Source organism: Vibrio sp. SCSIO 43137 (assembly GCF_028201475.1).
Taxonomy (GTDB): domain Bacteria; phylum Pseudomonadota; class Gammaproteobacteria; order Enterobacterales; family Vibrionaceae; genus Vibrio.
Window position 1 is genome coordinate 773458 of record NZ_CP116384.1, and the last position, 13437, is coordinate 786894.

General features: G+C 41.5%; 14 protein-coding genes. 5 read left to right on the forward strand and 9 right to left on the reverse strand.

The features are described from left to right. The first annotated feature begins 191 nt into the window (after positions 1–191). The gene (locus tag PK654_RS19335) at positions 192–818 is read left to right on the forward strand and encodes a hypothetical protein (RefSeq protein WP_271700705.1); all 627 of its coding nucleotides are present in this window, start codon (positions 192–194) and stop codon (positions 816–818) included. Between the two features lie 533 nt (positions 819–1351). On the opposite strand, the gene PK654_RS19340 is transcribed toward PK654_RS19335, so the two are convergent. The 4 genes from PK654_RS19340 to PK654_RS19355 all read right to left on the reverse strand — a co-directional run bounded on the left by PK654_RS19340 (position 1352) and on the right by PK654_RS19355 (position 3919). Further along, positions 1352–1555, reverse strand: coding sequence for a hypothetical protein (locus PK654_RS19340; RefSeq protein ID WP_271700699.1), 204 nt, complete (start codon positions 1553–1555; stop codon positions 1352–1354). Between the two features lie 211 nt (positions 1556–1766). After that, the gene (locus PK654_RS19345; RefSeq protein WP_271700700.1) at positions 1767–2420 is read right to left on the reverse strand and encodes a gcrA cell cycle regulator family protein; all 654 of its coding nucleotides are present in this window, start codon (positions 2418–2420) and stop codon (positions 1767–1769) included. Between the two features lie 15 nt (positions 2421–2435). Further along, positions 2436–2783 (reverse strand): DUF1293 family protein, encoded by a 348-nt coding sequence (locus PK654_RS19350; RefSeq protein WP_271700701.1) that lies wholly within the window; start codon positions 2781–2783, stop codon positions 2436–2438. A gap of 8 nt (positions 2784–2791) precedes the next feature. Then, complete coding sequence (locus PK654_RS19355) at positions 2792–3919, reverse strand: replication initiation factor domain-containing protein (RefSeq protein ID WP_271700702.1); 1128 nt, start codon at positions 3917–3919, stop codon at positions 2792–2794. 294 nt (positions 3920–4213) lie between these two features. Here PK654_RS19355 and PK654_RS19360 point away from each other — a divergent pair, with 294 nt between their 5' ends. The 4 genes from PK654_RS19360 (at position 4214) to PK654_RS19375 (ending at position 8385) form a co-directional block, all read left to right on the forward strand. Continuing rightward, complete coding sequence (locus PK654_RS19360) at positions 4214–4672, forward strand: helix-turn-helix transcriptional regulator (RefSeq protein WP_271700704.1); 459 nt, start codon at positions 4214–4216, stop codon at positions 4670–4672. 200 nt (positions 4673–4872) lie between these two features. Beyond that, entirely contained in the window at positions 4873–5499 is a 627-nt protein-coding gene (locus PK654_RS19365) for a hypothetical protein (protein ID WP_271700705.1), read from the forward strand. Between the two features lie 482 nt (positions 5500–5981). Continuing rightward, positions 5982–6647 (forward strand): PAS domain S-box protein, encoded by a 666-nt coding sequence (locus tag PK654_RS19370; RefSeq protein WP_271700706.1) that lies wholly within the window; start codon positions 5982–5984, stop codon positions 6645–6647. Continuing rightward, a complete protein-coding gene (locus PK654_RS19375) occupies positions 6532–8385 on the forward strand; it encodes an EAL domain-containing protein (protein ID WP_271700707.1) in 1854 nt (617 codons plus the stop codon). The genes PK654_RS19370 and PK654_RS19375 overlap by 116 nt, the downstream gene beginning before the upstream one ends. 407 nt (positions 8386–8792) lie before the next feature. On the opposite strand, the gene PK654_RS19380 is transcribed toward PK654_RS19375, so the two are convergent. The 5 genes from PK654_RS19380 to vxrA all read right to left on the reverse strand — a co-directional run bounded on the left by PK654_RS19380 (position 8793) and on the right by vxrA (position 13229). Next, positions 8793–8945 (reverse strand): YoaH family protein, encoded by a 153-nt coding sequence (locus PK654_RS19380; protein ID WP_271698934.1) that lies wholly within the window; start codon positions 8943–8945, stop codon positions 8793–8795. Positions 8946–8987: 42 nt separating this feature from the next. Continuing rightward, entirely contained in the window at positions 8988–10217 is a 1230-nt protein-coding gene (traF, locus tag PK654_RS19385; protein WP_271698935.1) for a conjugal transfer protein TraF, read from the reverse strand. Between the two features lie 63 nt (positions 10218–10280). Continuing rightward, on the reverse strand, positions 10281–11147 hold the full coding sequence (locus tag PK654_RS19390; RefSeq protein WP_271698936.1) for a DUF2861 family protein: 867 nt from the start codon (positions 11145–11147) through the stop codon (positions 10281–10283). After that, a complete protein-coding gene (vxrB, locus tag PK654_RS19395) occupies positions 11144–11809 on the reverse strand; it encodes a response regulator transcription factor VxrB (RefSeq protein ID WP_271698937.1) in 666 nt (221 codons plus the stop codon). The genes PK654_RS19390 and vxrB overlap by 4 nt, the downstream gene beginning before the upstream one ends. After that, positions 11784–13229, reverse strand: a complete 1446-nt coding sequence (gene vxrA / locus PK654_RS19400; RefSeq protein ID WP_443088753.1) for a sensor histidine kinase VxrA — start codon at positions 13227–13229, stop codon at positions 11784–11786. Before vxrA ends, vxrB begins: the two co-directional genes overlap by 26 nt. Positions 13230–13437: the final 208 nt, after the last annotated feature.

The following is a 13437-nucleotide window of genomic DNA, read 5'->3' on the forward strand; positions in this document are numbered from 1 at the left end:
GCCTGATTGTTACGTGGAATAAACCCCCGTATTACTAGACGGGGGTTCTGGTTCGTCAGTTCTGTCTGGTACCCTCCATTTAGGTACCATCCGCTGCGCGGATACCTCCTAAAAGGCACCTCCCAGCCAGCCTTCCTCCTCGTAACTTCTCCTCAGTCTCGTCGGCGCTACTCGTCGTCATAAGGAAAACAATGGACATAAATATTGATAGAGTAAAATGCGCTATTGTTGTCCTCCTGCTATTAATATTTTTCTGGGCAGGACGCGCAACAAATAGCAATAACACTGCAGAGTGGACAGTTATCAAAGATTTAACGATGACTCTTTGTAGCTTAGGTACTGTTTTAATTGCAGTTTTAGCACTCAATAATTGGAAGGCTCAAGCTAAGAATCTAAAGATAGATCAAGTGTTAGAGACTTTATCACCATTAGAAAAAATTCAGTTAGCATGTTCCCATTCAGTTTTAGCTATGCACATGAGGTATGAAGAGGATGCTTTGGAATGGGAGCCTCATGCCGAAACTTATCAGGATAGGTACCGAAAGCTAGTTGATGAAATAATAGAGCATAAACATAAAATTAAGCTATTAAGACGTTATTTAAGTAAAGAAGATTATCAAGCACTTGTTGGAAAACTATGTTTGTACGAAACAAATATAACTCTTACAAAGCAATACTTTATACACAAGTATCCAGATCTTTTTTATGACGAGCGCAGCGCATTTGTAAGCATAAATAACCTAAACGCTAGAGCTCTCAAAGCAGAGTCTGAAAAGCTATTTAGAGAATATGCATTGAGTTTATACAATCTACAGTGACGCATTATGCAAATTATGTGTACGGGCTTTCATTGCAAAGCGATTCTCGTTACTAACATGTACGTAGCAAGCTACGACAATGAGTAAGTTCCTCACCCACTCTTTACCGCTTCAAGGTCGTCAGTGCTGGCGCAATAGTACTGACGACAAACCACTCAACATAATTCGAAAACACATAATGCGCACTTTAATAGTTGCTTTATTTAATTAAATCAATGAGATATTTAAGCGTCACCAGTGACGCACACTGAATTTTGATGCTCCGGTACATTCCGAACCACAGATTTTCATTTTGGTGTTTACTTGGAGTTTCGCTATGGCCTAGCAGAAAGAAGGTGTTTTTTGGAATGGCCAAGACTGGCAAAAGACTGTTTCGGGCGTTCACTGTCTGTCGAACCTACAGACAGTATCACGCGCCCTTATATCTCGGTGACTCGCTGCGCTCGGGGCGATGCCCAGTTGTCACAGCTTTCAGGACCTGGGAAGTCACATAAATCAAAATCGATATTTGATGAATCAAAATGAAGTTTTAATTATGGTTCATAACCATCGAAATCACCGGCATCCAACATGCTTTTATGAAGCTCAGGTGTTAGCTCAATCAACTCCAAATCGTCACCATGTTCAAATGACAATACTTGATGCATTTCCCCTAATGATTTGAATGTATACCAGCCTTCATCCGGAGTAAAAGTAGAAATCATTTCCTCACAAGAGGCATCATAATAAACCTTCATATCAAGTCCTTATTCAGATACTTATCGCAGTTGCTGAGAGTATCATCTAATCCAATCTGCCAAAAGTCATGGCACCTAGGACATTGTTCTTCATAAAGAAAAATTTGATTGTTGGAAATGTATTCAGTGCAAAGAAAGTCAATGTCTCCACAAAGAGGACAGCAATCCCGACGTTTAAAGCGTCGGGTTCGATTATTATTGATATCTCTGCTCATCGTTTCCACCCATGGGTAAGTGCTGAAGCAGTCACCCCATCACGACGACCGAAATGTCTATCCAAAGCCAAGCACAACTCATCCAGATGGAAAGCCGCCATGTGTTTAGATGGACGGTATTTATCATAGAGAATGACTATTGAATCCTCTACTCTATCTTTTGATGTCGGTGATTTACGCTCAAGAATACAAATACGTTTCGCCATATCGTAAGGCAACAGTTTTCTGTAAATTGGTGGGTCATACTGGTCTCTGGTCGGAATTTTGAGTTTTAAAAGCCGAGCATAGTACGCAATAGAACTACAGCTACGATTAAGCCTTTTAGCACAGCCCTTTGTACCGAGAAGCCAGTAGTTTTTGATAAGAAAAAGCTCTTGTTTGACTGACAAAGCCTTGCAGCGTTTAATCCCTAACTTTCTTAACCTGTCACCTATTGTATTGGGAGACTTTTCAAAAAACGCCCCAATCTCATCAAGAGAGCAGCCCTTTTTATACATCGACTCGAGAGTCTTATTATCTTCATCCGTCCAATATCGATATGACCTAGTTTGCTTAGGCTCTGAAGTATCTATGGGACGCTTGACCAGCAAATCAGAGAAAGAGCATTCGCTGGCCTGTAGTTCTGTTGTTGCCGTACTGACGTTATCCATAGCTGATCCTTTTTATTATTGTTTCATGGATGCTTTGAAGTGAGCCTTTATATCCTCATCAACAGGGATAAGCTCAATAACCTTGGAGCCTGCAAGCGGGTCGTCATAATCCAGCGCGGTATCAACTTCATATTCACGTCTGGGAACCAAAGCACCAGTATCACGAAGCTGACAAGCGTAGTTGTAATCCATATACAACGGCTGGTCATACTTGAGATTGATTTCTCCGGACTCACCAAACACCTGACGCTTAAAAGAACCAGTATCAAGGTCTCTAAGCGGACGGCTGATATTCAGAATGGCAGATTTGCCACGCTCACCATCCATAAACGTGATACCCAGAACGAATAAACCTTTTTTCATAATGTCACCTAATAGCTACTTAATATTTCATCAACCAAACGGTTGTATGTACATGGATAACCAAGCTTAGGGTCTCCCCTTGCAATGGTTTCTATGACCTTGTTTGCGTCTCCGTTGTAAAGACGAGAAAGGTCTGAGATTACCCGACCCCACTGGCGGCGAAGCCAATAGGTAGAGGAAAGGACTTCCAAAGCGGCACGTTTTTCAGGCTTTGGTTTAGTATCAAATGGCTCTGAAGACTCGATAGAAGCGGCATAGGCGTTGATTGCTGCAAAAGCCCCTGCAAGGTTACGCAGTATCTCTATAGACCATTCTTTCAGCTCTACCTCAGAGCGATACCAGATAACGGTCGTATCTGTCAGATTCTGCTCAAGAGCCTTGTTATAGATACGCCAATAAATACGAGAGCTACGGGAGCCAACGCTGATTTGCTCTTTAACATACTTTCTGGAGCCGTCAGGCAACCATGAATACTCATAGTCCTCTTTGACCTTGGGATTTTTGCCCCTGACAGAAGGCTTGAATGCGCCCTCATAGGCGGCTGTTAGCGCGTATTTGCAATCAAAAAGGCCGTGGAAGTCATCAAAGGCTAAATCCGCACGTTTAACATGCGTAATGTGCAAAACGTTATTAAGCCAGTGATACAGAGAAAACAGGGAGCGGACAGCCAGCACATGTTTACAACCAGTGCCGTTTATCGAGATATGTATAGTATCGTTATTACCGCCAATGCCGATGCGGCCACAGTAAGACTCTCCACATGGAGACAGTAAGTTAAAAGAGTTTTCATAGAACTGAAATTGCTTATCCAGTGGTGCAGACATGGATAGTCCAAGCACCTTGTTGACGAACACACGCAAGCACTCCTCAAAGTACTGACGCATGACAAAATCGGTGTATGCCTTATAGTCCTCATAGGATTGACCATCCCTGATTATCTGACGATTAATAACCGGAGCCTGAGGAAAGTGAGGTTGAGTCTGTCTGGTGAAGCCAATAAAGCCAGCACGTTCACAGTGGCGAAGGTCTTTAATCTTGAAGGTAAAAGCCAACCAATCGAGCTGTATGCCGGAATCATTATGGTTACCCTGCCCTGTTAAATTAGCTTGGATTTGCTGAGCCTCATTCATGTGCATTGAGAAGCCCCGCATCAACGCGCTCTTCACGAGTCATATCATCAATAGATATCAGCTCATAATCAGCGTATTCAGAATCACAGTAAGAAACCAGATTAGGCATCGACTTGAAAAATCCCAATGACCGTCAAGGAAAACCGAGACGGTGTAATCGGGCATCATGTCGTAGAAAACTCTGGTCACTCTAAAATTCTGTCAAGTATGATTTTTCATACTTTAAACAACACAAATGGATATGTAAAGTCTTGGGTGTTAAAAACCATATGTATAATTACAGAAAAGGAAACCTAAGAGATGAAAATCATGCTTCAAGATGTACTTAAAGAAACACGAGAGATTAGAGGATTAAAACAAAGTGAAATCGCTGAGTATGTAGGTGTAACTCCTCAAACCTATATGAAATGGGAAAACGGGAAGAATGAACCCAAAGCGAGCCACCTGAAAAAACTAGCTGAGATCCTCAAGGTATCTGAAATTGAAATGTGTAGAGGAAAACGCAATTCGGAAAGTTATCACCCTATAGAATTCATGAAAAATATTGCTAAATATCAAAGATATATAGATAGCGTCACCTTCACATCAATACTTTTTGATTACATAGAAGATAAAAGTGACTTTATCGACAAACTCGAAGAGGAAATTAAGAGTACTCACGGATTTACAGGTGATGAAATTAAGTACTTAAGTGAGGATGAAAAGATATCTGCCCATGGTTACAAAAAGGCTATAGATATTGTAAATCAAAGCGAATAGCCCTCTCAGGCCTGATTGTTACGTGGAATAAACCCCCGTATTACTAGACGGGGGTTCTGGTTCGTCAGTTCTGTCTGGTACCCTCCATTTAGGTACCATCCGCTGCGCGGATACCTCCTAAAAGGCACCTCCCAGCCAGCCTTCCTCCTCGTAACTTCTCCTCAGTCTCGTCGGCGCTACTCGTCGTCATAAGGAAAACAATGGACATAAATATTGATAGAGTAAAATGCGCTATTGTTGTCCTCCTGCTATTAATATTTTTCTGGGCAGGACGCGCAACAAATAGCAATAACACTGCAGAGTGGACAGTTATCAAAGATTTAACGATGACTCTTTGTAGCTTAGGTACTGTTTTAATTGCAGTTTTAGCACTCAATAATTGGAAGGCTCAAGCTAAGAATCTAAAGATAGATCAAGTGTTAGAGACTTTATCACCATTAGAAAAAATTCAGTTAGCATGTTCCCATTCAGTTTTAGCTATGCACATGAGGTATGAAGAGGATGCTTTGGAATGGGAGCCTCATGCCGAAACTTATCAGGATAGGTACCGAAAGCTAGTTGATGAAATAATAGAGCATAAACATAAAATTAAGCTATTAAGACGTTATTTAAGTAAAGAAGATTATCAAGCACTTGTTGGAAAACTATGTTTGTACGAAACAAATATAACTCTTACAAAGCAATACTTTATACACAAGTATCCAGATCTTTTTTATGACGAGCGCAGCGCATTTGTAAGCATAAATAACCTAAACGCTAGAGCTCTCAAAGCAGAGTCTGAAAAGCTATTTAGAGAATATGCATTGAGTTTATACAATCTACAGTGACGCATTATGCAAATTATGTGTACGGGCTTTCATTGCAAAGCGATTCTCGTTACTAACATGTACGTAGCAAGCTACGACAATGAGTAAGTTCCTCACCCACTCTTTACCGCTTCAAGGTCGTCAGTGCTGGCGCAATAGTACTGACGACAAACCACTCAACATAATTCGAAAACACATAATACGCACTTAAATAAATCATCAGATGCTAACTGAAATATAAGCCTTTAAACAAACTGCCATGCAGTTGATACCGACAACTCTTATATCCTCCCATCCTATTGATATTTAACAATATGATTTCAATTTATCGACCAAATAATTATTAAAGATGCACTAGTTACCTCTTGACGGAAAGATTTCTTGAGCTTATTCAATGTTCTATTAGCGATTCCTTGTGTAATCATAATCTGGCTACTACTCTTGTTTCATATGGGTGATGGAAGCGATATCCCATTTATACCCGCATAATAAAGGAATATGTCATGGCTAGTTTGCTTGGTGAAACAAGGGAGTTTCAATCCAGTTCTAAGATTGGGTTAAATGGCTCTGTTATAACCTGGAACCTCAATTATAAAACAGGTGCCTTTGCGACTTCCGCTACGTGTTACGATAGTAAACTCAACCAAATTAAAGCGATTACAGAATACGAAGACCTGTTACTGTGCTTTGGAAAAGTCGATCAAAACAGGATCAACAACTACCTCAGGTTTGTAATGAATGATAAGCCCGCTCAGCCTATCCGGGTGATCCTTAGCTTTGATGAAGTTGATATGATGTACTGTGTAATTAGAGCAGAGAAACAAAATTCAGAGCAACTTAAAGGCTCAATTATTCTTCTATTTACACTACCGAAAAACAGCCAGCTTTCTGCCCTGTTCCTAAACATTTTTAATAATCACCACCATGGCATGATAGTGACGGATAAAAACTCTCACATTGTTGCCACCAATCAGTTTTACGAAAAAACCATGGGTTATGAGCTTGATGAACTGCTTGGTAAAAAAACCAGTATATTTAAGTCTGAAAAGCTTGATGACACGTTTTACACAGACATGTGGAGTAGCTTGCACGATTATTCCTCAGCAACTTACATTACAAGCACTAAATTTTTCAGAGCATTCCGTTTACTACCTGGGTATCACACGTGATCTCTCCGGTGTCGCTGACAAGCTAACCGGACAAGTATTTGGCGGTGTAGAACTTGTCACTCAACTACCCGACGAAAAGCATTTTGTCGCAAATCTAAACCGGTCGCTATCAAATCAGAGTCAAAATGAGATTGTTTATGTGGCTATTTTGGAACCAGATATAAGCAACAGTGCGTCCGGCAATTTTAAAAGTGAAACCTCAAAGTGCATACAGCAATATGGCAAACATTTTAGCTTTGGTTATCTGGGTGACAATAAATTTGCCTTGTCCGGTTCTGTTTCATTGAAAAAGAACGCCAAAAACACCCTTAAAGTAATACTAAGTCAGGTTCGCCAACTTAATGCTCATCTTAAACAGCAGTTGTCGCCCGAGTCTGTACGCATTTTTACTAAGTCAAAAATCGGCATATCCTACAGAGACGAAAACTTGAGCGATGGTGGAAAACTTATATTTGAGGCGTGTTGTAGTTTAAAGGAAAATCACCGTGCTTATGGGCAGATTCATGTGTATGACCCAGTACAACATCACCAGTATCTGCGCAGAAGAAAACTCGAAATCATTGCCAGAAAGGCCATCAAAGGCAGACTGGTAGAAGTTTACTATCAGCCTATCATTGATGCGTCTAACTGGCGCATCGCCAAATTTGAGGCTCTATGTCGCTTTAGGGATCGCAATGGCGCCATTATGAACACACAGGAAGTGGTAAAAATTGTCGAATCTCTCGGCTTGGTTCATGAGTTAGACCTGATAGTGGCAGAAAAAGCGATTAAAGACAGAGAAGTACTTGCTGAGAAATTCGGCAAAGATATCGGCATAACTATCAATATTTCGTTAGATAGCAGCAACAAAAGAGAGGTTCTGCTGCTAAATCTTAAAAAGTTGATTCATAGAGAGAAGGATAAGTTCCGCTACGTCACCATAGAAATTACTGAGAGTGCCTATTTTAATCAGGACAGCGATGATTCAGACATTACCGAACTATTGAAGAAAAACGATATCCGCGTAGCAATAGACGATTTTGGTACCGGTTACTCTTCCTTTAGCTATCTTAAAGAACAAACATTCGATGTATTGAAAATCGATCAGGAGTTTGTCTCTGGCCTTAAGGAAAATACCAGAAACTACCATATCATCAGAATGATAGTAAAACTGGCCAAGGTACTGAATGTAAAAACCGTCGCTGAAGGTGTAGAGTCACAACAGGAAGCTCTGCTGCTACACTCGATGGGCGTAGATATGTTACAGGGTTACTTATTTTCAAAGCCTATGCCTCTTAACAAATGTAACTCTATCAGCAATTTACTGTACAAAATCAAAAAAGAAGTCGGTGCTAAAGAGATAGATACGATTATTGACAGCTCGATGACATTGACTCCGGACAACGATTTAGAAGACGTTAAACAACTATTTGACCACACAGATATTAACTATCTACCTGTCATATCGAAAAAGCGGTGTCTTGGGCTAGTAAACAGAGTTAATTACAGTAAAGCAATCCCTCCGACTCTTGATACTCCTGTAGAGAACACCCGTGATCGCAACGTGCTGAAAAAGAAAGTCAGTCAGGTTATGGAGACAAAGTTTGTCACCGTCAATGAAAATATGTCTACTTATGAAGTGTTAGAGCTAGTGAATGAGCAAGCCACATTACCCTGGGTTGTCGTTAACGACAGTATGCAGTTTATAGGCATTGTAGAAGCAAAAGGATTGCTACGCCTGACTACCAGCCTGATTTAATCTTAACCTTTGATAGCCTGTCTAAGGCGACGATAAGAGTCGTTACCAGTCAGAAAACCTGAATTTGCCTAAAGAAGCGCTGTTATTCCTACAGATCATATCAAGATTTGTCACTCTTCCACGCAGAGTATTCCCCTAAGGAATAGTAAGCGCCAACCAACTTTAGCAGGAGAATATTATTCTCTGAACATTTTCGGCTTGTAATATTCTTACAAAAAATACGTAAAGAGCGCTTTGACTACCCTTTCAAGTAGAAATAAAAGCCTTGTAATTCAATAGGATAACAAGCTACTTTCGTAAGTAGCTCAAGGGGGTTTTGATATGTAGGGAAATTTAGGTAAGGAAGTAGTGTTTTGTTGAGTCAAATTAATTTAGTTATAGTGCATTTGGAGGTAAAAAATAAGCGGCTACTCTGGCCGCTCACTGTTTTCCTTTCGTATTTGTTCCGCAACGATTCTAATCGCTTCTGCAGTACTAATCCCCTGCTTCATCAATTGCTGAATTTGTTCTACAGCCTCTTGTTGCTGTTGGTGAGTTAATGGTGGAAAGTCATCAAACATAAAAAAGCCCTTCTAATCGAAGGGCTGAATATAAAGTTTTTATTAGTAAGTCGCAAGGAAGTTAACGTATCCTCCCAATGCATCCGCATTGGTGTAACTCACGGCTAGGTCTAACTCAAACAAACCTAAAGGAGAGATCCCTACCCCTGCTGTGATGGTATCTTCGCTGTCACTGTAAGCTAAGTTCTTTTTATAACCGCCACGAAGCTGAAGTTGTCTCATCACATCAATTTCAAGACCGGCTCTTAACCACTGAGTATTATCTTCAAACTGATCAAACTTCTCATCTTCATTAACATCATAATCAACACTCAAAGAGAAGTAGTCAGAAACAAAACCGGCACCAATGGTATATTGCGGTCTTAACTCATAAGTGTAGTTAGTCACAATAGCCGGTCTTGTGTTGTTAAGTGAGCTGGTAAGTGTGGTGGTGATCTCTTTAGTCTCGAAATCTCGTGATATCAGGTTAGTACCACTAAAGCCGATACGGAATGGTCCGTAGAACCACAAGGCACCTACATCAATATTAAACGTTGCATCGGAAGTGCTGTTTTCCAGAATGTCTTTTAACTCATACTTCTGCATTGATGCAGTATATACATAGGTGTTAATTCGCTGAATCTTAGGCGTTACACCAAATGACATATGCTGTCCCAGAACTGTCTGATACTTGGCCATGGTTAAGCCGGCTTCAAGTACTGCGATTGAAACAACATTAACAGCACTTAACTGCGCGTTTTCAGACACACGCAAAGCATTCTGGATTGTAGGATCAGCATTTGTAGCGGTACTACCATTGTAAATGTCTGGCGCGACAAATGCTTCTGTATAGGCTTTACCAAATGCGGTCATAGAAAGGAAAGAGTTAGGAATACCAAATGCGGCAGTTAATCCGGCTTCAACGTTAGCACGATCCCCGGTCATATCAGTTAGTAAACTATCAAGCTTGGTAACTTTATCAGCTGTTATCGAAGCCGGATTGCCAAAATCAATCCCGTCCAGCAAGCTGGCGGTATCTTTTACATTTTCGATCAGCTTTTGCTCATCGTTATACATGAGTCCCGCTCCGGGAAGAAGCATACCGGCATCATCATTACGACGATAAATAGCAGCCAGCGCAGGGTTATAAAAAGGAGAAGTTAAATAAGTACCTGCGACAACACCGACTCCACCCATAGCGGCACCACGGGCATCTACGGCATAAGTTGCGCTATAAGCGGCGGAAGATGATACAGCGATTGCAATAGCAATCGGTAAACGAATATTTTTCATAGTTCTGTGCCCAGACGTAATCCATTAATCTTATGTCGGCTATTATTACATAAACTTTATATATTAATCTGCAGATATATCATAGGTTTTGCTGATAACCTGTTGATCTTCTATCGCAATCACACCCTGCCAACGTTTTAACGTTAACGAAATAGCGAGTACATAACGATCAGGTTTAAGAGTGCCCGGCGGCAGCCTTTTCGGATAATTTTTTTCATATTCCCGGTTCCATACCCGTACATACGAGTCATCAACAAAGTCATATAGCGACGCGGACAGAGTTGGAAGGGAACAATATGGATTTAGTAAACCATTTCGGTCTACCGCCCAGGAATCCTGAGATTCCCACCTTACCACCTGAGTATTCTGCTCTTTGCCCATTACTACCCATGAGCTCCAGCTAACCCCCTTTTTCCGTTCCACGATAATTTTATATAACCCTGCGGACAGAGGTTGGTTCAGGTCATACTGGACTTGATAGGTGTTACGCCTGCCGTTTCCGTCTTCTTCTATGCTTTTATCATCAGATATTTCTCTGCCGGATTTATTTAACAGCGTAATTGAGCTCACTTTTTCCGAGCTACTTGTTTCAACAACCAGCTTAGAAGCAATCCGACCGGGGCTCTGCAGTGACTGGCGGCGTATCACTACTCCCTGAAGCCAGAAAGCCAATGGTTCTGTCGTTAAGCTTTTGCCGCAATCATGTTCAAGAGAAGTATCAAGTAAATCATTAAGATGGCTCTTAAAGTATTCATCGTTCTCACTTTGCCACACTTGGATTATTGAGGAAAACGCTGCGCTATAATTTTTCTCCAACATCATTTGGTGAGCCCGGCTTAAAGGCGTCTTATCTTCAAACCAGGCATAAGCCTGCTGAACATTCAACAGGGAGAATAAAACAGTAATGCCAACGCAGATTAACTTGCTCATTCTGCTTTCATCTTATAGCCAACGCCCCGTAGTGTTTCTATTTCCAGTCCGGGCAGTTTTTGTCTTAGCTGAAGTATATGGGTATCAACAGTTCGGGTTGTCGGAAAGTGGTTATAACCCCATACATGATCGAGCAACTCGTCACGGGTGAAAACCTTACCAAGGTTACTGGCCAGAAATAACAGCAAATCGAACTCAGTACGTGTCAGGCTCACTGCTTCAGTCTGGTAAAATACTTCTCGGGTTGATTTATCGATAGTCAGATTATTGCAAATAACCTGACTATCGCTGTGCGTCTCCTCACCGGAAGGCGATCTTAACTGAGCCCTGATTCTGGCAAACAGCTCCGCTTCGGCAAAAGGCTTAGTCAGGTAGTCATTTGCGCCGGCATCAAGGCCGGATACCTTATCTTTTATTGTCACCAGAGCAGTTAAAAGTATCACAGGGACAGCTTTGATCTCTTTCCATCGAGGCAACATGGTGACAGCGTCACCGTCGGGTAGCTGGCGGTCCAGTATCACCAGATCTGCCTTATCCCACAAGCCCGCAACTTTAGCAATCGTCTCCGCGTGGTAACAGTGGTAACCGGCCTGTTCTAGGCTGACAAGCAGTCCATCAGCTAAATTCTTATCATCTTCAACCAGTAGTAACGTCTGTTTCACAAGGTATCTCCATTTTAAACGTTGTTGGTGGCCCCTGAAGGGTTAATGTCCCTCCCATTCGGCCTACCATAGATTCAACAATCGTCAGTCCAAGGCCAAGACCTGATTTACTGACAAAAGGTTGCTTTAACTTTCGCCACTCTTTCTGGCTCAGGCCGCCTTGATCAATTACATAAACAGTCAAACGTTTTTCTATCACAACTAACCTGATTTTGATCGGTTCCACTCCATATCTCACCGCATTAGAAATCAAGTTATCTATACATGTGCCTAACCAATAGATATTAACTTTTACCGCACAGTCTTCTGCAAATTCCAGGTTAATATTTTGCTGATACTCTTCTAAACGGTACTCAATCCACTCCCTCAGTGATGGTATCCATTCGGTGGCCAGACTCTCATGCTCCGACTGAAGATAATCTTTACTCGCTTCAGCCAGTTGCCTTAGTCTTCGGGTGTCCTCACATAACTTTCTGAACTCTTCGTAGACTGATTCAGGTAGATGTTCAAACTCACGCCTGAAACCTTCGACGGTCATGGATAAACTGGCTATAGGAGTCCGCAACTCATGAGTAAGAATCTGCAGCACTAACACACGCTTTTTAAGTTCCTGACGCTTAACGTTCCAACGGTAAGCAAACCAACCAAACACTAAGAAAATATCCAGAACTGCCAGTACAATCATGCTGTAGCGGACTAGTTGTGAGCCCCCTTCCGCCTCCCAGCAAATATTCCCCCTGCGTACAAAACAGTAATCATCTGCAGAAACCAGTTTATATTTTAGTTCGACCGCCTCCGCATGCACCTTCCATACTGATGAAGGGTAAATATAATAAGTATCTCCTTTCCTGATCCAGATTCGGTGGTTTTCCAGAAACATCTTTTCTCCGGCAATTAACGATTCAAGGGCGTCATACGGCATTCTCTGTAACCGGCCTAACATGGTCGCTTTATCCGCAAGAGGGCGTTCTTTAATATGCATATATGACTGAAGTCTTTCAAAAGAAGCCGGGTTCCGTTTGGCATACCGGTATGCATAGGTTCCACCTCCCGGATGAATTAATCCGGTACGGGCAAACCACTTAACCGACAATGGAGTGTTATTACATAGCGCACGGATAAATACTAACGGTTCAGTTACCAAAGGACTCAGCGGCAGTTTTCCAGAGCAGGATTTTGCAAGCCGGTAGAGTTGCTGAAGGTCTTTTAAAGGATAACGGGATGTCTGAGGCAACATGTACTCAGGAGCAATAAGTTTGGTCGGGAAGTCTGTCTGAAGAACCCTGATATCATACTTTTCAGTAGCAGATGACTCATCAAACAAATTGATAAAGCCGGCTAATCTTTCGGGCAACGTCGCGCCTGACGCTGAAAAGTGCGCCAGAACCAGAGTCAAAAAGATAAGGGTGCGAATAGCCAAAAAACTTTGCCGGAGTTATTATTATATGTAGTTCAATATAGCCCAATATCTTAGCAAAATCACATATCACTCAATCAGATAGCCATTATTTTGCAAACTGCTGACATAAAAAAACCAGCCTTAATAAAGGCCTGTCTTTTATACAGAAGTCCCTCGCATAATGTGAGGGATTTTTTTTGAACTTAATTCTTGGTTTACGATCAGATCT